The organism is Plasticicumulans acidivorans (assembly GCF_003182095.1).
In the GTDB taxonomy this organism is placed as follows: Bacteria; Pseudomonadota; Gammaproteobacteria; order Competibacterales; family Competibacteraceae; genus Plasticicumulans; species Plasticicumulans acidivorans.
Map to the genome: position 1 here is coordinate 38,693 of NZ_QGTJ01000001.1, position 24,357 is coordinate 63,049.

At 68.5% G+C, this 24,357-nt stretch carries 15 protein-coding genes, 1 CRISPR repeat array and 1 riboswitch (1 of these 17 running past the window's edge); of the genes, 4 read left to right on the forward strand and 11 right to left on the reverse strand.

All coding sequences use genetic code 11. The features are described 5' to 3' along the window. Positions 1-3,314: direct repeats of the CRISPR family, unit length 29 nt; unit sequence CGGTTCATCCCCGCGCCTGCGGGGAACGC; it begins 502 nt to the left of the window's first position. Positions 3,315-3,492: 178 nt separating this feature from the next. From cas2e to cas3, 8 genes are read right to left on the reverse strand one after another with little or no spacing between them, the layout of a single operon-like run. Next, a complete protein-coding gene (gene cas2e, locus C7443_RS00160; protein ID WP_110016554.1) occupies positions 3,493-3,789 on the reverse strand; it encodes a type I-E CRISPR-associated endoribonuclease Cas2e in 297 nt (98 codons plus the stop codon). Beyond that, positions 3,770-4,681: a type I-E CRISPR-associated endonuclease Cas1e gene (gene cas1e / locus C7443_RS00165; protein WP_110016555.1), complete on the reverse strand. Its 912-nt coding sequence runs from the start codon at positions 4,679-4,681 to the stop codon at positions 3,770-3,772. The genes cas2e and cas1e overlap by 20 nt, the downstream gene beginning before the upstream one ends. A gap of 16 nt (positions 4,682-4,697) precedes the next feature. Continuing rightward, positions 4,698-5,378, reverse strand: a complete 681-nt coding sequence (gene cas6e / locus C7443_RS00170) for a type I-E CRISPR-associated protein Cas6/Cse3/CasE (protein WP_110016556.1) — start codon at positions 5,376-5,378, stop codon at positions 4,698-4,700. Continuing rightward, positions 5,375-6,118: a type I-E CRISPR-associated protein Cas5/CasD gene (gene cas5e / locus C7443_RS00175; protein ID WP_110016557.1), complete on the reverse strand. Its 744-nt coding sequence runs from the start codon at positions 6,116-6,118 to the stop codon at positions 5,375-5,377. Before cas5e ends, cas6e begins: the two co-directional genes overlap by 4 nt. 4 nt (positions 6,119-6,122) lie before the next feature. Beyond that, positions 6,123-7,217 carry a type I-E CRISPR-associated protein Cas7/Cse4/CasC gene (cas7e, locus tag C7443_RS00180; RefSeq protein ID WP_110016558.1) on the reverse strand — a complete coding sequence of 365 codons (1,095 nt, stop codon included), beginning with the start codon at positions 7,215-7,217 and terminating at the stop codon, positions 6,123-6,125. A 55-nt stretch (positions 7,218-7,272) separates the two neighbouring features. Next, on the reverse strand, positions 7,273-7,878 hold the full coding sequence (casB, locus tag C7443_RS00185; RefSeq protein ID WP_110016559.1) for a type I-E CRISPR-associated protein Cse2/CasB: 606 nt from the start codon (positions 7,876-7,878) through the stop codon (positions 7,273-7,275). Next, positions 7,875-9,527, reverse strand: coding sequence for a type I-E CRISPR-associated protein Cse1/CasA (casA, locus tag C7443_RS00190; RefSeq protein ID WP_110016560.1), 1,653 nt, complete (start codon positions 9,525-9,527; stop codon positions 7,875-7,877). The genes casB and casA overlap by 4 nt, the downstream gene beginning before the upstream one ends. Further along, positions 9,524-12,262, reverse strand: coding sequence for a CRISPR-associated helicase Cas3' (cas3, locus tag C7443_RS00195; protein WP_170123421.1), 2,739 nt, complete (start codon positions 12,260-12,262; stop codon positions 9,524-9,526). The genes casA and cas3 overlap by 4 nt, the downstream gene beginning before the upstream one ends. Positions 12,263-12,495: 233 nt before the next feature. Continuing rightward, positions 12,496-12,685: riboswitch (cobalamin riboswitch) on the forward strand. Between the two features lie 120 nt (positions 12,686-12,805). On the opposite strand from cas3, the gene C7443_RS00200 reads away from it, so the two are divergent. From C7443_RS00200 to C7443_RS00210, 3 genes are all read left to right on the forward strand, one after another. Continuing rightward, on the forward strand, positions 12,806-16,273 hold the full coding sequence (locus C7443_RS00200; RefSeq protein ID WP_110016562.1) for a ribonucleoside-diphosphate reductase subunit alpha: 3,468 nt from the start codon (positions 12,806-12,808) through the stop codon (positions 16,271-16,273). After that, on the forward strand, positions 16,270-17,301 hold the full coding sequence (locus C7443_RS00205; protein ID WP_110016563.1) for a ribonucleotide-diphosphate reductase subunit beta: 1,032 nt from the start codon (positions 16,270-16,272) through the stop codon (positions 17,299-17,301). Before C7443_RS00200 ends, C7443_RS00205 begins: the two co-directional genes overlap by 4 nt. Before the next feature lie 70 nt (positions 17,302-17,371). Next, a complete protein-coding gene (locus tag C7443_RS00210) occupies positions 17,372-17,623 on the forward strand; it encodes a hypothetical protein (RefSeq protein ID WP_146213198.1) in 252 nt (83 codons plus the stop codon). A gap of 149 nt (positions 17,624-17,772) precedes the next feature. On the opposite strand, the gene C7443_RS00215 is transcribed toward C7443_RS00210, so the two are convergent. The 3 genes from C7443_RS00215 to C7443_RS00225 are packed head-to-tail and all read right to left on the reverse strand — an operon-like array spanning position 17,773 to position 23,582. After that, positions 17,773-19,251 carry an efflux transporter outer membrane subunit gene (locus C7443_RS00215; RefSeq protein ID WP_110016565.1) on the reverse strand — a complete coding sequence of 493 codons (1,479 nt, stop codon included), beginning with the start codon at positions 19,249-19,251 and terminating at the stop codon, positions 17,773-17,775. Beyond that, entirely contained in the window at positions 19,244-22,378 is a 3,135-nt protein-coding gene (locus C7443_RS00220; protein WP_110016566.1) for an efflux RND transporter permease subunit, read from the reverse strand. The genes C7443_RS00215 and C7443_RS00220 overlap by 8 nt, the downstream gene beginning before the upstream one ends. Before the next feature lie 10 nt (positions 22,379-22,388). Beyond that, positions 22,389-23,582 carry an efflux RND transporter periplasmic adaptor subunit gene (locus tag C7443_RS00225; RefSeq protein WP_110016567.1) on the reverse strand — a complete coding sequence of 398 codons (1,194 nt, stop codon included), beginning with the start codon at positions 23,580-23,582 and terminating at the stop codon, positions 22,389-22,391. Between the two features lie 142 nt (positions 23,583-23,724). Here C7443_RS00225 and C7443_RS00230 point away from each other — a divergent pair, with 142 nt between their 5' ends. Next, positions 23,725-24,351 (forward strand): TetR family transcriptional regulator, encoded by a 627-nt coding sequence (locus tag C7443_RS00230; RefSeq protein WP_110016568.1) that lies wholly within the window; start codon positions 23,725-23,727, stop codon positions 24,349-24,351. Positions 24,352-24,357: the final 6 nt, after the last annotated feature.

Below are 24,357 nucleotides of genomic sequence, written 5' to 3' on the forward strand. Positions count from 1 at the left end.
GCGCCTGCGGGGAACGCGAGCGCCAGCGCCCAGAATCGGTCCGCATGGCCGGTTCATCCCCGCGCCTGCGGGGAACGCGCGAGCGCGTCCAGCGTCTCGTTGTCCTCGACCGGTTCATCCCCGCGCCTGCGGGGAACGCCGAACGGTCGGTAGTCGACAGCTCGGGTCTCCCGGTTCATCCCCGCGCCTGCGGGGAACGCAGCCCGTCGTGCTGAGTCAACGCGCTAAACAACGGTTCATCCCCGCGCCTGCGGGGAACGCTGCGATTTGCGTTCGATTTGGCCGGATTCGATCGGTTCATCCCCGCGCCTGCGGGGAACGCAAGACCGGCCTTAATAGCCCTATTCACAGGGCCGGTTCATCCCCGCGCCTGCGGGGAACGCGCATCGGATTTCATCGCTACAGCTGGATTGGCCGGTTCATCCCCGCGCCTGCGGGGAACGCCGCTGTTGCCGGCGCGGCCAGCTGCTCGATGCCGGTTCATCCCCGCGCCTGCGGGGAACGCCAGATTTGGCGCGCGCTGGTTGAGGCTGGAGTCGGTTCATCCCCGCGCCTGCGGGGAACGCATCGCTGCAATTAGGCGGATAAACGATGAGCGCGGTTCATCCCCGCGCCTGCGGGGAACGCTCGTTGAGGATCGCCTCCTTGTTGACCGACTCCGGTTCATCCCCGCGCCTGCGGGGAACGCATAAACGTGAAATACAAAGGCCGCGCAAAAATCGGTTCATCCCCGCGCCTGCGGGGAACGCATTCATCACGAAAACATGAGAGCCCTCCATCCCGGTTCATCCCCGCGCCTGCGGGGAACGCTGCTGTTGTTTCGTTGGGGGGTCATGAATTTGCGGTTCATCCCCGCGCCTGCGGGGAACGCGCACGCCAATCGAAGGGGGGCGCACGGTACAACGGTTCATCCCCGCGCCTGCGGGGAACGCTCAGTTGATTTCAGGCCAGTGTATTGGTGATCCGGTTCATCCCCGCGCCTGCGGGGAACGCGCGTGATTGTCCGCCTACGTCAGATGATTGGCAGGTTCATCCCCGCGCCTGCGGGGAACGCTATCCATCAGGAGCAGCACCAACTGCACCAGGCGGTTCATCCCCGCGCCTGCGGGGAACGCCCGGCTTTTACTGTGAGGTCGTCTGATGTGGCCGGTTCATCCCCGCGCCTGCGGGGAACGCTCCTGTTTTTTATAGTGGTATTGATGGCCTCACGGTTCATCCCCGCGCCTGCGGGGAACGCCCTATGCAGTTCGCTTGTGATCAGGCTTCTATCGGTTCATCCCCGCGCCTGCGGGGAACGCAACGCATCACAAACCCCCCTTATCATCAGAATCGGTTCATCCCCGCGCCTGCGGGGAACGCCCGCCGGCTCCGGCTGGCCCGCCATATGCTCACGGTTCATCCCCGCGCCTGCGGGGAACGCCCTACCTGATCAGCGAGCGGATCGCGCCGAAGCGGTTCATCCCCGCGCCTGCGGGGAACGCGGAGAAATGCCACCGCAGGAGACGTTCGGCGTCGGTTCATCCCCGCGCCTGCGGGGAACGCCTCGCCCGCTCTGTTGATTCTGTTTCCACTGTCGGTTCATCCCCGCGCCTGCGGGGAACGCGAGTTAAAATTCGTGCGATAAGAGTTGAGTTGCGGTTCATCCCCGCGCCTGCGGGGAACGCTTTTTTGATTTAGATCCCTCTTTTGTTTCTGACGGTTCATCCCCGCGCCTGCGGGGAACGCTTTTTTGATTTAGATCCCTCTTTTGTTTCTGACGGTTCATCCCCGCGCCTGCGGGGAACGCGTAGTTCGCCTTTGGCGGCTGCTCTCGATCGGCGGTTCATCCCCGCGCCTGCGGGGAACGCAAAAAAATCCAGATCAATACCGTCTCAATGTCCGGTTCATCCCCGCGCCTGCGGGGAACGCTCGACCACTACCACCGATTCCCCACCCTCGCCAGGTTCATCCCCGCGCCTGCGGGGAACGCCCGCTAATTGCTGCTGAGCGGTAGACTCACGCGCGGTTCATCCCCGCGCCTGCGGGGAACGCTGACTGATCTGTGGCGTTATGCTCTGAATGTTCGGTTCATCCCCGCGCCTGCGGGGAACGCCGGTGGAGGGGGAAAGACCTAAACCCCTCCACCGGTTCATCCCCGCGCCTGCGGGGAACGCGATTGATAGAGCTTTGCGTGACCGAAATGCTTCGGTTCATCCCCGCGCCTGCGGGGAACGCGATACCGAGGCGGTCGTCAACGGGCTGGTCAGCGGTTCATCCCCGCGCCTGCGGGGAACGCTAGTTCTGCTAGCCGTGATTTGTCGGATGGATCGGTTCATCCCCGCGCCTGCGGGGAACGCTATTTTTTTTTCATCCTGCGAAGGGCGATAAACGGTTCATCCCCGCGCCTGCGGGGAACGCGCAATTACAGCACGCGTGGTGTTTATAGAGTTCGGTTCATCCCCGCGCCTGCGGGGAACGCTGCTGCCCGCGCCTCAGAAATAGCACCGGACTCGGTTCATCCCCGCGCCTGCGGGGAACGCGCGTGCTGCCGCATACGCGATCGCTCGCTGCGCGGTTCATCCCCGCGCCTGCGGGGAACGCGGCAATCCAATTAATGCCAGATATTAAAGCGTCCGGTTCATCCCCGCGCCTGCGGGGAACGCTTCCGCAGCCTCAGAACGAACTTGCGAAATAGCGGTTCATCCCCGCGCCTGCGGGGAACGCGGGTCTGATGTCCACCGCGGGTGGACTGCTCTCGGTTCATCCCCGCGCCTGCGGGGAACGCCTATACTCAGCAGGGGACTAGAGTTGATGTTCCGGTTCATCCCCGCGCCTGCGGGGAACGCACTCTTGAGGCCAAGAAGCGCGATAAGGTTGACGGTTCATCCCCGCGCCTGCGGGGAACGCGCGTGGTCGCACAGTTTGATTTTTTTTGCTATCGGTTCATCCCCGCGCCTGCGGGGAACGCGCAGCCATTTTGACCAGCAGCCGCATACTTAACGGTTCATCCCCGCGCCTGCGGGGAACGCAACAACAGGGATATAACCCCGATTCATCCAGCCGGTTCATCCCCGCGCCTGCGGGGAACGCGCGGAGATGGGGGATGGGGGAACGATTCACGGCCGGTTCATCCCCGCGCCTGCGGGGAACGCTCCAGCGTCTTTTGATTTGATTCATATCGATACGGTTCATCCCCGCGCCTGCGGGGAACGCATCGCACGCACCTCTGTACTAAGCTGTCAGCGCGGTTCATCCCCGCGCCTGCGGGGAACGCGATCAGGCGCAGTGGACGCTCCTGTAACACGTCGGTTCATCCCCGCGCCTGCGGGGAACGCACTTCCTCCATCTCATTGAAAAACAAGGCGGAAAAAGCGGGTAAAAAATCCACCGAACAAAAGCCGGAACCGGCGGCGTTCATGCGGTGGCCGGGAGTTTATACAACAGGCTGATTTTTAAAGAAATACACCTTGAGCACCAGAACGGTGCCGCGGTGGCCACCGGAGCACGGGGCGCTTAGCCGGGGTCGGCGGCGGGTGGTGGCAGGAATTCGACCAGTTTGAGGCCGTCGAGCTCGACCGGGATGCGGCGGTTGCTGCCGAGGGTGAGGAAGTCGAAGCCCGATTCGTTGTTGCTGCTCCAGACCATCACCGCGTTGCCGTCTTCGAGGCCGCTCTCGACCTGGTTCCAGATCATCTCGCGCACGCGCCGCGAGAAGTCGCCGACGTAGACGCCGGCGCGCACTTCGAGCAGCCACAGCGCCAGCCGACCGCGCAGGCGCGGCGGGGCGTTTTCAAGCACGATGACCAGCATCGCCGATGGACTCCGGGTTGGGGATGGCGATCGGCACGGTGTCGTCCGCCGGCGCCGGCAGCGGCAGTTCGCCGGCGGCGAGCACCTCCTCGATCAGCGGGATCAGGCGACCGAGCACCTTGTTCTGGCGGAAGGCGTCGCGGCAGGCCAGCCGCACCTCGCGCTCGGGGTCACGGGGGTCGCGGCGGGCGATCTGGAAGGCGATCGGGATCACCGTGTCGAATTTGACGATGTCGGCCACGTCATAGACGAAGCTCAGCGGCTTGCCGGTGTGGATGAAGCCGACCGCCGGCGCGTAGCCGGCGGCCAGCACCGCAGCCTCGCTGATGCCATAGAGGCAGGCGGTCGCCGCACTCAGGCATTTGTTGACGGTGTTGGACATATCCCAGGCGTGCGGATCGTAGCGGCGGCCGTCCCAGGCAACGCCGTACTGCGCGGCCATCGTCTGGTAGATCTTGCGCACGCGCACGCCCTCGATGCCGCGCAGCTGCTCGACGCTGCGCCGCGTCGGCGGCTCCTCGCCGAAGCGCAGCGCGTACATCTTGCGCACGACCTTGAGCCGCGCCGCCTCATCGAGCGCCAGCCGCGCCTGATACAGCAGGCGATCGGCGCGCGCCCCGCCCGGCTGGCCGCTGGCGTACAGCCGCACCCCGCCTTCGCCGATCCACACCAGCAGCGTGCCGACCCGCGCGGCCAGCGCCGCCGCCGCGTGCGACACCCGCGTACCGGGTTCGAGCATGACGCAGGCGATCGCGCCGATCGGAATCTGCTTGCGCACGCCGTTGGCGTCGATCAGCACGAAGGCGCCGTCGATGACGTCGAGCTCGCCGTAGCGCAGAAACACCAGCGACACGCGCTCTTTCATCGGCAGGGGTTTGAGTGGCGGCAGCATCGCTCATCCCTCCCGGCTACAGCCGCCGCACCAGCAGCAGGCCACAGCCAAAGCCCTTGGCCGGACCGATGCCGTGCAGCAGTGCATGCTGCAGACGCTCGGCATCGGTCACGCGCAGTACGCCGCGGTAGTCGAGCGTGCTGAAGGTGATGGCACGCGGCGCGCCCGGCTTGTGCAGCCGGTGCTGGGTGTAGGCGTCGGCGATCACGCTGTCGAGCGCGAAGCCATGCTCGGCCGCGCGCTGGCCGTCGCGACCGTTCAGCCACTGGCTGCCGGCGCGCGCGACGCGCTCGGCCTCGCCGGCCTCGGGCAGGCTGCGGCGGGCATCCATCACCACGTCGTGGCGCACCGCCCGTCCCTTGCCATCCGCCTCGCGGCCGCGGGCGACCGTCGGATTGGCGCGCAGCGTAAAGCCCAGGCGCTCGCCGACGCGCAACTGCGGCAGATACGGCTTGCTGCGCACCCGCCATCCGGCCACGTCGCTGCGCGGCGCGCGCGCCGAGACGACGTAAAACGCCAGCCGCCCGTCGGCCAGGCGGTGATAGAGAAAATCGCGGTGCGCCGGCGGCTCGGTGCGCTCGAACAACTGCCACATGGCCTGATGCAGGCCATAACCGCCACCGGCGAGCAGCCGGCGCAGCGCCGGCGCGTCGCCCTGCTGCGGCTGCCATTCGACCTGGCTGAAATAGGCGCTCATGACGACGCTCCCGGCCCGGCCATCCGCGCCTGCGCCTCGCTGCGTTCGCCGAACTGCCAGCGCCGCCGGCTGCGCGGCTGATCGCGGCGCAGCACCGTCATCTGCGCCGCCAGGGCCGTCGGTGCATCGAGCTCCCAGCACAGCAGCGGCGTCGATGCGGGATCGAACGGCCCGGCCTCGTCCAGCCATTCATCAGGAAAACGCGCGGCGGCGAAGGCGGCTTCCAGCGTCGCCGCGTCGAGGCACTGCGCGCACAGCGGCAGCGCCGGCGGGCAGGACTTGCGGCCGAGATACAGCGCGAAACGCGGCCGCCGCAGGGCCGCGGCCAGCGCGGCGAGCGGCTGCGGCGCCCCGCTGCGCGCCCACAGCGCGACGCGGGCGAGCGCGTCGCAGCGGTATTCGCGAAACGACAGGATGGTGTTGAGATCGGCCCGCGCCGGCGCCAGCTCGTCGCGGCGGGTCAGCAGCGGCCGGCCCTTGAGCGCCACCCGCGAGGGCACCTGCGCAGTGTGGTAGTCGCGCAGCAGCGCGCCTTCCTGATCGATGCACAGCGCGCAGCCGTAGCCCTCGGCCAGCGCCGCCAGCGCGGCTTCTTCTTCACGGCGGATGCCGAGGGCGGCGGCGAGCAGACCGACGATCGCCGACTTGCTCGGATACGGATCGGACGGCCGCTCCTGGCCGACGGCCACGCGGCCCCAGGCGGCGAGCGGCGCATACAGGCGAAAGACGAGAAACTCCATCGCCTCAGTCCTCGACGGCGAACGTCTGCAAGTCCGCCAGGCTGCCTTCGCCGCTCAGCGCATCGAGTTCGGCGCTGGCGGCCGCGCAGGGGCCGTAGACCTGATCCATGCGCGCGCGGGCAGTGCGCAGCGCCGCGATCGCGTCAGTCAGCAGATCGCTGCCGGCGATCGCCTTGAGGAAAGCCACCGACAGCTGCCGCGGCTGATCATCGCCCTTCTCCGCCAGCACGTAGGAGGCGCGAGCGCGTGAGGCAAAGCTGTTCTGCTTGCCGGTCGGCGCCACCTTGGCGGCGGCTTCGAGCAGCGCCGCCAGCGCCTGCCCGGCCAGCGCCCGATCGCCACCGAGGTTGTCGAGCAGCAGTTCGCGGTCGATGCACAGGTAGAGGTAGAACACCGCCGCGCCGAATTCGGTCTCGCCGACATGGCCGGCGCCGGCGTCCTCATCGTGGCGGTTGAGATCGTCGACAGCGGTGAAGTAGTCGTCCTCGACCGTGCACTTGTGCACGGCGATGGCGTGCGCCACCTGGGCGGCGGCTTCGACGTTGGCCGCCGGCGTATCGGCGAGCATGCGACCGAACAGCGCGATGTCGACGGCGCTGCGCGGGGCGCGCAGCGGCGCCAGATCGGCCTCCTGCGGCGCGCGCTGTTCGGCGATCAGCACCTCCAGCAAGGCGTTGATCGCCGCGCGCTCCTCGGGGCTGAAATGCGCGAGCTGTTCGATTTCGAGCTCCGCGAGCGGCTTTTCCTTGTCGGCTTTTTTCAGCTTGCCGAAACGCGCGGCGATGTCCGCGGCCCACTCCAGCGCCCGCTTCTCGGCGATGCCGCCGGCGCGCAGGCGCTGGTAGATCTCGACGCCCATGCGCTTGGTACGGGTGCCCGTATGCGCACCGTCGGCGGCGGCCTCCTGCAGGCCGAGCGGCCGGCCGAAGGCGGCGGCGAACACGTCCGAGGTGCGCCAGGCACGCTTGAGGCTCTGCGACGACACGCGCAGCCGCGTGCTGCCGCCCATCAGCACCGTCTTCGGTCGCCCGGAATCGTCGCGGTTGAGGTTGGCCGGACCGTAGTGCGTCAGCAGATGCAGTTGCAGAAAGCGGTTCATGGAAACAGCTCCTTGTTGCGGAGAACGGCGGCAGACCGCCGCAAAACGGATGGCATTACTCGCTCGCCGGCGCCGCCGGCTGCGCGAAATAGGCGTAGGCCCAGGCTTTGCGCCGGCGCTCGTCCCAGCGCCACAGGGCGTTGGCCAGGTCGAAGACATCGACGCTCAGCCCGGCCTGCTCCAGCAGCGCCAGCGCGCGGCGCAGCGGCCGCAGCAGCTCGGTCGGCGTATCGAGGTTGAGCAGGCGCTTGAAGCGCTGTTCGGAGATGCAGGCTTCGCGCTGGGCGACGCTCTTGCGCATGCTGCGCGGCAGCGCCTCGGCCGTGCCGCTGCCGGCGCCGTGATTGCGCTCCGGGCGCACCTCGGCGAGCAGCACGGCGATCGGCCACAAGCGGTCGCGATCGCTGTAGGTGCGCCCGGCGGTATCGAAAAAAGCCATGTCCGCCGCGCGCGCCGCTGCGGCGACGGCATCGCCGAGGCGGTAAAAAGCGCGCAGCGCCTCGATGTCACCGCTGCACACGGCCTCCTCCAGACTGAAGGCGCGACGCAGCGCCGCGCGCTCGCCACGGCGCTGCTCGTGCAGATCGCGCCACCACGCTTCCAGCGCGACGCCGACGGCGTTATCCGGCGCGAAGCGTAACCAGGTCTGTTTCTCGCTCATGCCTTGCGCTCCTTGCGGCCCGCTTTGGGAGATTTGGCGGCGACGCTCAGGCCGAGCGCGGTTTGCAGCTTCGGACCGTAGAGCTGACCGCGCAGCTGGCCCTGGGCCGCAGCCAGCCGCTCGGGTTTGCGCGCATCGAAGCCGCCGCCATCGGCCCAGCGTTCGAACAGCTGCTGGGCGGTCGTGCGTAACTGCTGCAGCCAGGTTTCGCGCGCCGTGCGCCGCTGGGCGTCGCTGCTGTCCTGATGCAGCGGCAGCGCGCTCAGCGACTCGATCAGCGCGAAAAAGCCGGGCTCGGTGGCATCCCAGAAGGCGCGGTCGAGAAAGCCGAAATCGCCCTTGGCGTCGGCCGGACGCTCGAACCAGGCCGCACGCACCGCGCTCGCCAGATAACTGCGCGCCAGGCCGGCGGCCTCGACGCAGTGAGCGGCCAGGTCGCGCAACACGGACTGCGCCTCGACGTCACCGGGCGCGAACACCGGCATCCGCGCTTCGTACCAGCAGCGCGCCTTCATGTTGTCCATGTCGTAGCCGTTGGCCCACAGCCGCAACGGCCGCGCCGCGTCCCAGCACGCCGGGTCGAGCGCCTGCAACCGCGAGCGGTTCAGTTCGGCGCTGATGACGGTCGCCGGGCGCACCGTCTGCGCAGCATCGCCGTACAGCAGCGCCGGCCAGTGGCGATAACCGATGCCACCTGGCTGCGGATGCTGCGGCAGCCACTCGGTCGCGCTGGCCTTGGGCCGGTAATACGGCGACAGCGGGTGCAGCCAGACGGTGTAGTTGGCGCCGCGCGGCCGGCTGGCGTAACGCTGCAGCAGACGCTCAGCCTCGGCGCCGCACAGATCACAGCGCCCGGCCACGGTATCGTCCCAGTCGAAGCGGATGCGCCGCGGCGTCGCCCAGTACACCAGCGCCGGATGCGCATCGGCCGCGGTGATCTGCTGGTTCTGCTCGCTGGTACGCGTCGGCGACAGCCACGGAAACCACGCCCGCGCATCATCGCCGCCACGCCAGTCGCCGAGAAAGCGCCGCTTGGTCAGCACGTTGAGCCACAGCTCGTGCCACAGCAGCAGCGGCTGGCCGTCGCGGCGTGCGTGCGGATCGAACAGCAGTAGCGTGGTCAGCGGTCCACCGCCGCGCAGCGAGGTGCGAATGCCGGCGCCACCCGCCGGTGCATTGGTCTGCAGGGTGAACAGCGCCTGCGCCGCACAGGCCGGACACAGGGCGTTGACCTGGCCACCGTGAACGAAATGATCGGCGTTGTTGCGCAGCGTCTGGCCGCCGGGCGCTTCGATCAGCAGGCTGTCGATGTCGTTGTCGGCCGGCCCGAGGCGGGCGTCGAAATCCTGCATGAAGCGCGGCCCGTCGCCGTCGAGCGCGAAGGTTGCGGCCAGCGGTGCCAGCAGCGCGCGCAGCGCTTCGACCGGCGGCGGCTGCAGGCGCTCGGCCCACTCGTATTCATCGTCCGGCGCGTACAGCGTCTGCAGCAGGCCGACCAGAAACTGAAACAGCGCCGCATCGAAATCCGCCCGCCCGCTGTCGATCGCCACCACCGGATCGTCCAGCTCGGCGAGCTGCCAGGGCGCGACCAGCGCCCGCCCGCCGCCATGGCGGCGCACCGGAATCCACGCAGCTTCGATCAAGTTCATGATGTTTCGTCCTTTTCCTGCTCCTCATCACGCCACAAGCCGAGGCGGACGTCGTAGTGCAGCGTGCGCCGGCGGCCGGCGGCGTCGAGCACTTCACCGTGCCAGCGGCCGGCGGCGCCCGGATACAGCGGCAGCAGCACACTCCAGCGGCCGCGGTCCGGCAGTGCGGCTTCCGCTTGCTGCGCGGCGGTTTCGTCGGCGCCGTCGAGCGCGGCACGTGCCTTGGCGTACCGCGCCAGCACGCGGACTTGTGAACGCTCCCAGCCGGCGACGCCGGCGTGCAGCGGGCACCATTCGCCGTCGCGCAGGACTGCCAGCCGCAGCAGGGTTTCGGCCTCGCCGAGGCGGGTCGGCGTCAGGCGCTCGTCGGCCCAGGTGAAACCGTCGTGCTGATAGCCCTGCCCGGGATCGAGGGCGTTGAGCTGGGCCTGCGTGGTCGCCGCATGGCGCGCGCCGTCGGCGTCGATGTCGCTTTGATCGAGCACGCCCGGCGCCTCGGCGCCGTCGCCGTAGACGGTTTCGATCAGCGCCCGGGCGTCGTCGGGCATCGCAAAGCCGCCACGCCGTTCGAGCTCGTGCGCGCCGAGCCAGAGCTGGCGATGGTTGGGATAGACACGCGCAGCGCGTGGCAGCAGGCGCCGCAGCCAGTCGGCGTCGACGTCGCTGCGCGGCGCCGGGCCGTACAGCCACAGGCACGGCTCGCCGCGGGCATCGGGCTGCGGATCGGCGGCGGCACGCAGCGCACCGTGTTCATCACGGCGGTGGCGGCACAAACGCCCGGCGCGCTGGATCAGAGCATCGATCGGCGCCAGATCGCTGACCAGCACGTCGAAATCCAGATCGAGCGACTGCTCGACGACCTGCGTGGCGATGACGATCTGCCCTGCCCGTCCAGCGGCGGCGCCGTCGTAACCGAAGCGGGCGACCACCGCCTGCTCGATGCGCTGGCGGTCGGCGACGCTGAAGCGGGCGTGGAACAGCGTCAGCGACTCGACGCCGGCCGCGGCCAGCGCGGCAAAGGCTTCGCGCGCATCGGCGACGCTGTTGCGAATCCAGCAGGCGCAGCGCCCGGCCGCGGCCGCCGCGCGCAGGCTGGCGATGACTTGTTCGATGCTGTCGAGCCGGCGCACCGCAACGCGCCGGGCGACAGCGGCGCGGGTCGCAAGCGCACGCTCACCGACGCCGGCCTGCGTCAGCAGCGGATACGCGCCGGGCTGCGTCGGCAATCTCAGCTCGCGCCCGCCACCCTCGGCCCAGGCCCGCATCAGCTCGGCGCGCATCTGCGTCGGCAGGGTCGCCGACAGCAGGATCGCACTGCCGCCGGCGGCGGCGTGAAAGCGCAGCAGGCTCTGCAGCAGGCGGTGCACATACGGCTCACTGGCGTGCACCTCGTCGCAGATCAGCACCTTGCCGAACAGGCCGAGCAGGCGCAGCGACTGATGGCGCGTCGGCAGCACGCCGAGCAGCCCCTGATCAATGGTGCCGGCGCCGACTTGCGCCAGCAGCGCCTTCTTGCGGCTGTCGGCGAGCCAGGCCCGGCAGCGCACGCTGGCCGCTTCCAGTGCGCCGGCGCCGTAATCGTCCTCGGCGGCGGCCGGAGCGAGGATCGAGGCGCGAAACTGCGGATCGAGATCGCGCATGCCGTGGGCGAGCACCAGCGAGGGCCGCTCGCCGGGCGCGAACAGCCGCGCGTAAACGCGACCGAGGCGTGCATACATTGCCGTCGCCGTCGCCATCGTCGGCAGCGCGAAATACAGGCCGTCGGCGCGACCGGCCGCCATCAGCCGCTGCGCCAGCAGCAGCGCGGCCTCGGTCTTGCCGGCCCCGGTGACGTCTTCGAGCACGAACAGCTGCGGCCCGTCACCGAGCGTGAGCGTCGCCGCGCACTGCTGCAGCGGCGAGGCGCCGGCGGCCGGCAGCTGCGGAAACAGCGTGGCCAGCGTCTGCTCGGCCGCACTCGCTGCCGGCAGCACGCCGCATTCCGCCACCGCCTCGGCGGCCTGCCGGCAGGCGCGCTGCCAGTAGCGCGCTAGGCCGTAGGCCGGATCGTCGCAGAAATCGAACCAGCGGGTATTCGAGCCGATCCAGTCGGCCAGCACCGTGATGCCGGCCAGCCACCACGACAGGCGCCGCGACGCGTCGGCAAACGCTTTGGCATCGGCCACCTCGACGGCGTCGAGCCCGGCGAGCAGCAGCGCCGCCAGCTCATCGACGAAGGCCAGCGCGGCCTGCTGGTCGGCCTCGCTGAAGGCATCGACCCGCGCACCGGCAACCTGCGGCGGCTGGCCGTGATGGCCGGTCACCGCGGCCGCCCAGGCATCGAGCCCGTTGACGATGCGTCCGCGCTGCGTCGACGCCGTCAGCTGCAGCCAGTCGCCGCGGCGCAGGCGCGCACGCAGCAGATCCGACCACAGCAGATAACCAAGGCTGTCATGGCGCTGCGGCGAGGTCTTGCTCAGCGGCGGCCGCTCGGCCTGCAACTGCCGCAGCACATCGCTGCGCTGCGCCTGGAAGGTCTCAGCGAACTTGCCGATGTCGTGCAGCGCCAGGAAAAAGCTGAACCAGGCGATGAATACCGGCTCCGGCAGACCGAGCGCCTGTGCCAGAAAGCGGCACAGCCGCGGGTGACGTAGCAGGTACTCGCGCCCGACCGCGGCCACATCCAGGCAGTGATACGGCAGCAGATGCCACGCTGCCCGCGTCTTGCCCCAGTACCCCGCTCCCGCCGTGTACATGCCACGCGCTCCCGACATTTTCATGCCGCCATGCTGCCGCCTTCCCACGATCCGCGATGTGAGCCATGCGATTGCGGATTTCGGCACGCTCGCGTAGCGCCGGCGGGTGGCGGCTTGCGTGGTGCGGAAACGCAGCGAGGATCAAGCGCTTGCGCATTCCATATATGGATGTTTTGCGGCGCATATAACACTACATCTTGTGTTCATGGTTTGACGCTGCATTGCAGCGCTGGCTATAGTCGCGGCGCGCTGGTTCCTCCGCGATGGCGGAGGATGAAAAGGGAAGCCGGTCGAATACCGGCACTGCCCCCGCAACTGTAGGCGGCGAGTCGCTTGCCCCGTCGGGCCACTGGGAAACCGGGAAGGCCGGCAGGCGATGTCTGAGCCGCGAGTCAGGAGACCTGCCCGCGCACGCTTTTCGTTCCCTGGCGCGGGGTGTCGCCGCGGGCGAACCGGATCGAGTGTGCCGGGGGCTGCCCATGCCCTGCGCCGATCCGCGTCCGTCCGGTTTCCCCCGCGCTGCCGCCGCCGAGGAAGCCCACGATGATCCACTCTCCGCCCGCGCTGCAGCCGCCCCAGGCCGCGCTGAGCGCCGTCGACGCCCTGCTCGCCGCCACCGAAGCGGCAACGCTCGCGCTCGACCTGCCACTGCTGCGCGAACTGGCGATCAGCCACGGCGCGGCACAGGCCGGTGCGGAGGTACACAGTGCGCTGCTGCTCGCCGCGCGCACGCTGATCGAGCGCGATCCGGCTTACGACGCGCTCGCCGTGCGCCTGCAGCTGCTCGCGCTGGGTCATGAGGTGCTCGGCGCCGAGGCGCTGACGCTGAGCGCGCTGGCCGCGCACTATCCGGCGGCGCTGCCGGCCTTCGTCACTGAAGGCATCGCCGCCGAACAGCTCGATCCGCGGCTGGGCGAATTCGACCTGGCACGGCTGGCGGCGGCGCTGCGCCCCGAGCGCGACCGGCAGTTCGGCTACCTCGGTCTGCAGACGCTCTACGACCGCTACTTCCTGCACATCGATGGCCGCCGCATCGAGCTGCCGCAGGTGTTTTTCATGCGCGTGGCGATGGGGCTGGCGCTCAACGAGGCCGAGCGCGAGGCGCGGGCGATCGAGTTCTACGAGCTGCTGTCGAGCTTCGCGTTCATGTGCTCGACGCCGACGCTGTTCAACGCCGGCACCTGCCACCCGCAGCTGTCCTCCTGCTACCTGACCACGGTCGACGATGATCTCGAAGCGATCTTCCAGGCGGTCAAGGAAAACGCGCTGCTGCAGAAATACGCCGGCGGCCTCGGCAACGACTGGACGCCGGTGCGCGCCCTCGGCAGCCGCATCCGCGGCACCAACGGCATCAGCCAGGGTGTGATCCCCTTCCTCAAAGTGGTCAACGACACCGCGGTCGCGGTGAATCAGTGCTTCGCACCGGACACCGTGGTGTTCACCGCCGACGGCCCCCGGCCGATCCGCGAGGTCATCGCCGGTGATCTGGTGCTCGGCTGCAGCGGCCGCTATCGCGAGGTCACGCAGAAGTTCACCTACAACCAGCGCGAGCCGATGCTGCGGCTCGACGTCACGCATGCGCTGGCGCCGCTCCATGTCACGACCGGGCACCCGTTCTATGCCATCCGCGGCGTGCCGCCGCAGCAGACCGGCGCGCACACGCGGCACGGGCTGGAGCAAGGCACGCTCAGACCGCAGTGGGTCGAGGCCGGCGCGCTGCAGCGCGGCGACTACGTGGCGCAGGTGATTCCGCGTGAAATCGTGCCGGTGGCGGCGTTTGACGCCGACGATGCGCGGCTGTACGGCATCCTGCTCGGCGCCGGCCAGCTGTCGGACGATGTGCACTGGCACGTCAGCGGCGACCCGCAGCGCGACACGCATCTGGCCTTCGTGCGCACATACCTGCAGGCGCGCGGCATCCCCTGCCGGGAAATCCATCACGGCGAAGACGAATTGCAGATCCACTGGGCGATCGAGCGCTGCCTCCTGCGCGAAGCCAGCGGCGGCAGCCTCAGCGCCGGCAGTGCCGCGCTGTCGGTGACGCAGGCCGATGTTGTTGACGCCCGCGGCCGCCGGCGCATCGCCCGCCGCTTCGCCCATCTGCCGCTGCCCCAGACCCTGGCGCTGCTCCACGGCCTGCTGGAAGCCGGCGGCAGCATCCGCGGCAAGGTCATCCACTTCAGCAGCGCCTCGCAGCCGCTGGCCGAAGGGCTGCGCTACCAGCTGCTGCGTCTGGGCGTGCCCTGCGCCGGCCGCTACCGCGAGCCGCCGCCAGCACCCGGCACCCAGGCGGCGAGCGCCGAAGCCGACGGCCCGTTACCGAGCTGGGCGCTGCGCATCCCCGCGGTGCCCGAGCTTGCCGAGCGCCTCGGCTGCACGCCGCTGCGCCGGCGCCACTGGCTCAACCACGGCGGCCGCCTGTATTCGCGCGTGCGCCAGGTCAGCGCTCAGGCGCCCTGCCCCTTTGTCATCGATCTCAAGGTCGAGGGCGACGCCTCGTACATGACCAGCGCCGGGCTGGCGCATAACGGCGGCAAGCGCAAGGGCGCGGTCTGCGCCTACCTCGAAACCTGGCATCTCGACATCGAGGACTTCCTCGAACTGCGCAAGAACACCGGCGACGAGCGCCGGCGCACGCATGACATGAATACCGCGAACTGGATTCCGGACCTGTTCATGCAGCGCGTGGCCGCTGATGCCGAGTGGACGCTGTTCTCACCGAGCGACGTGCCGGACCTGCACCAGCGCTACGGCCGCGACTTCGCCCGCGCCTACGAGGCTTACGAAGCGGCGGCGGCGCGGGGCGAGATCCGCCTGTTCCGCCGCCTGCCGGCGCGCCAGCTGTGGCGCAAGATGCTGACGATGCTGTTCGAGACCGGCCACCCGTGGCTGACTTTCAAGGACGCCTGCAATCTGCGCTCGCCGCAGCAGCACGTCGGCGTGGTGCACAGCTCCAACCTGTGCACCGAGATCACGCTGAACACCGCCGCCGACGAAACCGCAGTGTGCAACCTCGGCTCGGTGAATCTGCGCGCGCACCTGCGCGACGGTGCGCTCGATGCCGAGCGCCTGGCGCGCACCGTGAACACGGCGATGCGCATGCTCGACAACGTCATCGACCTCAACTACTACGCCACGCCGAAGGCGCGCAACGCCAACCTGCGTCACCGCCCGGTCGGGCTCGGCATCATGGGCTTTGCCGACTGCCTGCACGCCCTCGGCCTGCCCTACGCCAGTGATGCGGCGGTCGAGTTCGCCGACCGTTCGATGGAGCTGGTCTGCTTCCACGCCTACCGCGCGTCGAGCGAACTGGCCGTCGAACGCGGCTGCTATTCGAGCTTCGCCGGCAGCCTGTGGGCGCAGGGCGTGCTGCCGCCGGACACGCTGGCGCGGCTGCGCGACGAGCGCGGTGGCGACGTCGAACTCGACATGAGCGCCACGCTCGACTGGGCGGCGCTGCGCGCGCAGATCAGCGAGCACGGCATGCGCAATTCCAACTGCGTGGCGATCGCGCCGACTGCGACCATCGCCAACATCGTCGGCGTCAGCGCCTCGATCGAGCCGGAATACCGCAACCTCTACGTCAAATCGAACCTCTCCGGCGAATTCACCGTGGTCAACGCCGATCTGCTGCGCGAGCTGCGCGCGCGCGGGCTGTGGGATGAGGCGATGCTGCACGAGCTCAAGCGCGCCGACGGGGCGCTCGGCCGCATCGCCCGTGTGCCGGCGCCGCTGAAGGCGCTGTACGCGACGGCTTTCGAGATCGACCCGGAATGGCTGGTCGAGGCCGCCGCGCGGCGGCAGAAATGGATCGATCAGGCGCAGTCGCTGAACCTCTACGTCGCCGGCCGCTCCGGGCGCCAGCTCGATGCGCTCTACCAGCTGGCCTGGCGCCGCGGCCTGAAGACCACCTACTACCTGCGCACGCTCGGCGCCACCCACACCGACGCAGCGACGCTCGAAGCGCCGCTGTGCTCCATCGACCAGCCTGACTGCGAGGCCTGCCAATGAACGCCGTCGTCCGTCCCCTCGTCCTCGAACCGGTTGCCGCCGCCGACAAGCGCATCGTCAACGGCCGCGCCGACATCAACCAGCTGGCGCCGTTCAAGTACCCGTGGGCCTGGCAGTTCTTCCTCAACGCCAACCGCAACCACTGGACGCCGCTGGAAATCGGCATGGCGCAGGACGTCGCCGACTATCAGCAGCGGCTGACGCCGGCCGAGCGGCATGTCTTCGAGACCGTGCTCGCCTACCTGACCACCGCCGACATCCTGGCGATGCGCAACATCGGCCTGGCAGTGATGGAAAAGATGAGCGCGCCGGAACTGCAGATCTATCAGGCGCGCCAGGTCTACGAGGAATCGCTGCACACCTGGACTTACCAGCACTGCATCGAGACGCTCGGTCTCGACCAGGGCGAGATCTACAACCGCTACCGCGTGGTGCCGCAGCTGCACGCCAAGATCGCCCTCGCCAACCGCCGCCTCGACGCCGCCCTGCGCAGCGACCTCGACCTCGGCACCCGCGAGGGCCTGCACGAGTTCGCGCTCTCTTATTTATTCTTCGCCGCGGTGTTCGAGGGCTGCTGGTTCTACAACGGCTTCTCGCCGATCTTCGCGCTGCAGCGACGCGGCCTGATGCGCGGCACCGCCGAGCAGTTCCAGTACATCCTGCGCGACGAAGTCATGCACTGCGCCTTCGGCATCCGCGTCGTGCGCGAGCTGCTGCACGAGGAGCAGCTGTCGCTCGACCCCCGCGCCATCGCTCACCTGTGGGAGGAAGCCGACGCCGCCGAAGCCAGCTACGCCGCCTACCTGCTGCCCGAGCCGATCGCCGGCTACAGCGCCGAACTGCACCACGGCCAGTTCCGCTTCGTCGCCAACCGCCGCGCCCGCCAGCTCGGCCTGAGCGAACCCTTCCCCGGCGCCGGCAACGTGCTGCCGTGGCTCGACGAACAGGTCAATCTGCGCAAGGAAAAGAACTTCTTCGAAACCCGCGTCACCGAGTATCAGAGCGGGGGGGCGCTGGAGTGGGATTGAGGGTGCGCGCATAAAGCCTGTTCTCGCGAACGCACCGTATTTAAAAAGAGGTACAGCGTTGGCGCCAGCAATGAACTCAATGAAGCATCCTCAGCGTCGGCTGCTGGCAGCCGCCTGCTGCGTCGGCCTGGCTCTCGGCGGTGTGATGCTCTGGCTCGGCCTGCTGCATGATCCGCAGTCGGAGTTTCATCTGGCTGATGGCGGCGTGGATTATGGGTATTGCCTCCTGGTTTTCGCCTCCTGGGCGTTGAGCGGAGCCTTGTTCACGATGGTCGTGCTCGGGCTGTATCTATTGCTACGGCGCTGGATCGCTGGTCGATAACGACAGACTCAGCAACACACTCCCCGGCCGCAGTCACACACGCATGCCGCAGCGACGGTATTTCCCCCCCAAACGCACCGCGGCCCCTGTCACCGACTGAGTGACAGGGGCCGCGGTCTTGATGATTCAGCGTAGCGGGCGGGAAACGATCAGCTGCTCTGCCCCTGCGCTTTGCCGGATGACTCCGTCTGGCCCGCCGGCGCGGCCTGCGCCGTGGCGTCTGCCGGTGGCTGACCGGACTGCCAGCCGCCGCCGAGGGCGAGGTAGAGGTTGACGGCGGCCTGCAGGCGATCGCGCTGCGAGCTGACTTCGTCGAGCTGGGCCTGGAACAGCGAGCGTTCGGCGTCGAGCACGTCGAGGTAGCTCGAATACCCGGCCTCGTAGCGCTTGCCGGACAGATCCACCGTCTGCTGCAGCGCGCCGACGCGCTGCTGGCGGGCGTTGAGCTGCTCGCCGGTCTTGCGCATCGCCACCAGCGCATCGAGCGTTTCGCGGAAGGCTTTCTGCACGGTGCTGCGATACGCCGCGGTCGCCTGCTGCGTGCGCGCATCGGCGGCTTCGACGCTGGCGGCGATGCGGCCGCCGTCGAACAGCGGCTGGGCCAGCGAGCCGGCCAGCGACCAGGTCGCCGCCGAGCCGGTGAGCAGCAGATCCGACAGCGCCTGGCTCTCGCTGCCGTAGGAGCCGGTCAGCGTGATCGCCGGGAACCACTGCGCCTTGGCCTGACCGATGCGGGCATTGGCGGCGACCAGCTTCTGCTCGGCTTCGCGGACATCGGGCCGGCGTTCCAGCAAATCCGATGGCAGGCCGGACGGCAGCGTCGGCGGCAGGCCGATGGCCCCGACCGAAGTGCCGCGCGCCACCGAGCTTTCCACCAGCTCGCGCGGCGTGCGTCCGAGCAGCGTGGCCAGTGCGTTGGCGGTGCTGGCGACCTGCTGTTCCAGCTGCGGCACGCGCTGCGCGGCGTCGGCGGCTTCGGCCTCGGCCTGGCGCGCCTCCAGCTCGGAGATGGTGCCGGCCTGATAGCGCTTGAGCTGCAGCGCGGCGGTGCGCCGCCGTGACTCCAGCGTCTGCCGGGCGATGTCGAGCTGGCGATCGAGCGCGCGCAGGTCGAAGTAGCCGTTGGCGACGCTGGCGGCGAGCGACAGGCGCACGCCGTCGCGCGCTGCTTCGCTGGCCGACAGCTCCGCCGCCGCCGCTTCGCGACCGCGGGCCAGCCGGCCCCACAGATCGAGCTCCCAGGAGGCGTTGGCCTGCACCTGCCGGTCGCTCAGCGTGCGGTTATCCGGCGAGATCTGGCTCAGCCCCTCGGTGCTGTAGCCGCCCCGCGCATTGCTGGCGTTGAGGTTGAGCTGTGGCAGCTGATCGGCGCGTGCCGAGCCGACCAGCGCCCGGTATTCGGCGACCCGCGCCGCGGCCTGCACCAGATCGAGGTTGTGGGCGAAGGCCTCCTCGATCAGGTTGTTGAGCACGGCGTCGTTGAAGCCCTGCCACCACTGCGCGCTGACCGGCTGCGCGCCGCTGTTGAGCACCGGCAGGTCGGACTGCGGACGCTGGTAGTCCGGGCCGACGGCACAGCCGGCGAGCGCCACGGCCAGCGCCAGCGCAATGAGACTGCGTTCAGACATTGCTCACCTCCGTACCGGGAGCCGCATGTGGCTTACCGGCTGCCATGTGGCGCACCAGCAGGCGGAAGAACAGGGGAATGAAGAAGGTCGCGACGAAGGTCGCCACCAGCATGCCGCCGATGACGCCGGTGCCGATCGAGTGCCGGCTGGCTGCGCCGGCGCCGGTGGAGATCGCCAGTGGCACCACGCCGAGCACGAAGGCGAGCGAGGTCATGATGATCGGGCGCAGACGCAGCTTCGCACCGGCCACCGCCGCCTCGACGATCGGCATGCCGGCCTGCACTTCGAGGATCGCGAACTCGACGATGAGGATGGCGTTCTTCGCCGCCAGGCCGATCAGCGTGACCAGACCGATCTGGAAGTAGACGTCGTTGGCCAGCCCGCGCACCCACACCGCCAGCAGCGCGCCGAACAGCGCGAACGGCACCGCGAGCACGACGGCGATCGGCAGCGTCCAGCGCTCGTAGAGCGCGGCGAGGATCAGGAACACCATGACCAAGCCGAAGCCGAACACCATCACCGAGGTGCCGCCGGTGCTCTTTTCCTGGTAGGCCGAGCCGGTCCAGGCCAGCGAGAAGTCGTCACCGAGCTCCTTGGCCGCGACCTCCTCCATCGCCGTCAGCGCCTGGCCGGAGCTGTAGCCCGGTGCCGGGCCGCCGACGATCTTCGCCGCCGGGAACACGTTGTAGCGATCGACGATCTCCGGGCCGGTGCTGCGCTCGACCTCGACCAGCGCCGTCAGCGGAATCATCTGGCCGTCGGTGGAACGCACGTAGACGTTCTTCAGATCATCGGGCTTGCTGCGGAACTCCGCCTCCGACTGCAGCTGCACCTTGAACGGCCGGCCCAGCTTGTTGAAGTCGTTGACGTAGAGCGCACCGAAGGTCGCCTGCATCGCATCGAACACCGAATTGACCGGCACGCCGTAGGCGCGGGCCTTCTCGCGGTCGAGGCGGATGTTGATCTGCGGCACGTTGGCGCTGAACACGCTGTTGAGGCCGGTCAGCTCGGGCCGCGCGCGCGCGGCGGTGAGGAACTTGTCGACCTCGGCGGCCAGCGCCTTGGAGCCACCACTGCCGCGGTTCTGCAGGTAGGCCTCGAAACCGCCGGTGGTCGACATGCCGCTGATCGGCGGCGGGTTGAAGGCCAGCACGATGGCGTCACGGATCTGCGCGCCCTGCATGAAGAACTGCTTGACCAGCGACTGCGCGTCCTGCCCCGGCCCCTTGCGCTCGTCCCAGTGCTTGAGCGGGACGAAGGCCGCGCCGTAGAACGGCACCTGCGAGAACGACAGCAGGTCGAGGCCGGACAGCGCGATGACGTTGTCGACCGCCGGGTTGGCCAGCGCGAACTCGGTGATGCGGTCGTTGACGGCGATGGTGCGCTCCAGCGAAGCCGCCGGCGGCAGGATCGCCATCGTCATGATGTAGCCCTGGTCCTCGTCCGGCACCAGCGAGGCCGGTACGCGCTGGAACAGGCCCCAGATCAGCACCAGCATGCCGCCGAACAGCAGCAGGCCGAGCGCGGCGCGCTTGATGAAGAAGCGCACGCCGGTGGTGTAGTGCTCGGTCAGCCAGTCGAAGCCGCGGTTGAAAGCGCGGAAGAAGGCATTCGGCTCGTGGTGCACCGGCTTGAGGATCGTCGCGCACAGCGCCGGCGTCAGCGTCAGCGCGACGAAGCCCGAGAGCACCACCGACACGGCGATGGTGATGGCGAATTGCTTGTACATCTGCCCGGCGAGGCCGCCGGCGAAGCCGACCGGTACGAACACCGCGCACAGCACCAGCACGATGGCGACCACCGGACCGCTGACCTCGCTCATCGCCTTGATCGTTGCTTCGCGTGGCGGCAGTTTTTCGGTGCGCATGATGCGCTCGACGTTTTCCAGCACGACGATGGCGTCGTCGACGACGATACCGATCGCCAGCACCATGCCGAACAGCGTCAGCGTGTTGATCGAGAAGCCGAGCAGGTACATGCCGGCGAAGGTACCGATCAGCGACACCGGCACGGCGAGGAAGGGAATGATCGTCGCCCGCGCGTTCTGCAGGAACACATACACGACGAGGAACACCAGCAGCATGGCCTCGGCCAGCGTCTTCACCACTTCCTGGATCGAGATGCGCACGAACTTGGTGGTGTCATACGGCGCACGCCATTCCAGCCCTTCCGGGAAGCGCTTGGCGAGCTCCTTCATGCGCGTGTCGACCGAGCTGACCACCTGCAGTGCGTTGGCGCCGGGCGCGAGGAAGATACCGATCGCCACCGCCGGATGACCGCTGCGCTTGGCAACCATGTCGTAGCTGGCGGCACCGAGTTCGATACGGGCGACGTCGCGCAGGCGCAGCAGCGTACCGTCGGCATTGGCGCGCAGGATGATCGCGCCGAACTCCTCGGGGTCGGCCAGACGGCCCTTGGTGGTCACCGTGTAGGTGAATTCCTGCGGGTCTTTCATCGGCGCCTGACCGAACTTGCCGGCGGCGAACTGCGAGTTCTGCTCGCGGATCGCGGTGGCGATGTCGGTCGGTGTCAGGCCGAGGGTGGCGAGGCGGTCCGGGCGGATCCACACGCGCATCGAGTAATCACGCGCGCTGAAGATCATCGCGTTGCCGACGCCGGGCAGGCGCTTGAGCTCGTCGACGACGTTGACCAGCGCGTAGTTGCTCATGAACACCGTGTCGAAGCGCTTCGACGGCGAGTCGATCATGATCACCTGCAGCAGGTTGGAGCTGCGCTTGGCGACGTTGACGCCCTGCCGGCGCACTTCTTCTGGCAGCTGCTGCAGGGCCGACTGCACGCGGTTGTTGACGTTGATGGTCGCCTGGTCTGGGTCGGTGCCGATGGCGAAGCTCACCGAGATCGTCAGCGAATTGGCGGCGGCGCTGGAGCGCATGTAGAGCATGTTGTCGACGCCGTTGATCGCCTGCTCCAGCGGCGCGGCGACGGTCTGCGCCACCACCTCGGCGCTGGCGCCGGGATAGGTCGCGGTGACCTGCACTTCCGGCGGGATGATGTCCGGGTACTGCGCGATCGGCAGCGCGCGCATCGCCGCCAGACCGGCGAGCACGATGATGATCGACAGCACGCTGGCGAAGATCGGTCGTTCGATGAAGAAGCGTGAGTTCATCGTGCGCTCCTCAGCCCTGCTTGGCCGGCGCCGCCGCCTGCTGTGCCGGTGGCGGCTCGACCACCTGCACGCCGGGGCGCAGCTTCAGCAGATTGTCGAGGGCGATGCGTTCGCCGCCCTTGAGACCGTCCTCGACGATCCATTCATTACCGATCGCCCGGCCGGTGACGATCGGCCGGAACTCGATCTTGTCGCCTTCGCCGATGACCCAGACGAACTGTCCGTTCGGGCCCTGCATCACCGCGCGCTGCGGCACCAGCAGCGCACCGTGGCGCACCGCGCCCTTCAGGCGCACGCGCACGAACTGCCCCGGCAGCAGCGTGGCGTTCGGGTTCGGTACCGTGGCGCGCACGCCGACGGTGCCGGTGTCGGTGTTGATCAGCGTGTCGGTGAAATCGACCATGCCGAGCTGCGGATGCACGCTGCCGTCGGCGAGCACCACCTCGACGCTGAAGCCGTTGGCCGGCTGGCGCACCGTGCCGGCAGCGATCGCCTTGCGCAGTGCCAGCGCCTCGTTGTCGGCATAGGAAAAGCGCACGTAGACCGGATCGACCTGGTTGATCGTGGTCAGCCGGCCGCTGTCGTCGCCGGGGCGCACCAGACTGCCCTCGGAACGCACTTCACGACTGGTCAGACCACTGATCGGCGCGGTGACGCGGGTATAGCCGAGGTCGATTTCCGCCGTGCGCAGCGCCGCGCGCGCGGCCTTGACCGCCGCGCTCGCCTGATCGCGCTCGGACTGCGCGGCATCGCGGTCCTTCTGGCTGACCGCCTTGTCGGCGAACAGCGGCAGCACGCGCTTGAGCTCGCGCTCGGCCTGCACCAGCCGCGCCTCCTGCTCGGCGAGATCGGCCTTGGCCTTGTCGTAGGCGGCCTGGAACGGCGCCGGGTCGATGATGAACAGCGTGTCGCCGGCCTTGACCGGCTTGCCCTCGGTGTAGGTGCGTTTCTGCAGGATGCCTTCGACGCGGGCGCGCACCTCGATCTGGCGCGAGCCGCTGACCTGTGCCACGTATTCGAGCGGCAGCTCGATGTCGCGCGGCTCGATGCTGGTACGCGCCACCGGCGGTGGCGGCATCGCCGCGGCGCTCCCCGGTGCGTTGGCATTGCTGTCGCAGGCAGAAAGGAACACCGCCAGCAACGCGGCGGCCAGCGCGGGCGAGACCGCGGAACGCCGGGGAAGCGGCGCGGGAATCTGCGGCATGACGGATTACCTCGGCGGTAAACGGCAGGATTTACAATTTGGTCTGGCAATTTACATACATTCATGCATGTATGTAAGAGGTGATCCGTTAGAATCGACGCGCTGCGTTGCGTTTTGTTGACTGACCTGCCCAGGGGTAGCAATGGCCAGAAAGACCAAGGCCGAAGCCGAACAGACCCGGACTCTGATCCTCGATACCGCCGAGAAGCTGTTCCATGAACAGGGCGTCTCGCACACCTCGCTGGCCGACATCGCTCAGGCCGCCGGGCTGACGCGCGGGGCGATCTACTGGCACTTCCAGGACAAGCTCGACCTGTTCAACGCGATGCACGAACGCATCGCCATGCCCTTCAGCGAAACGCTGGAAAAACTCGCCACGCTCGAAGATCCGCTCGGCGCCCTGCGCATCCGCTGCATCGAGGATCTCGAAAATCTGGTCGACGACGAGCACCTGTGCCGCGTGCTCAGCGTCATCCTGCACAAATGCGAGTACGTCGCCGAAATGGGCCAGCTCTGCGAGCGCTTCGACTCGCACGTCTGCAAGGTCATGGAGGCGAAGGAAAAAGTCATGTATCACGCGCATCAGCTCGGCCAGCTGCGGCGCGGCCTCGATCCGCACCTGGCCGCCGTCGCACTGCACAACTTCATGCTCGGCACGATCAGCGACTGGCTGTTCGCCCCCGAGCGCCACTGCTCGCTGCGCCGCGACGCGCGCGTGCTGGTCGACATCTTCTTCCGCGGCATCGCCGCCGCCCCGCTGCCGGACTGAAGTGCG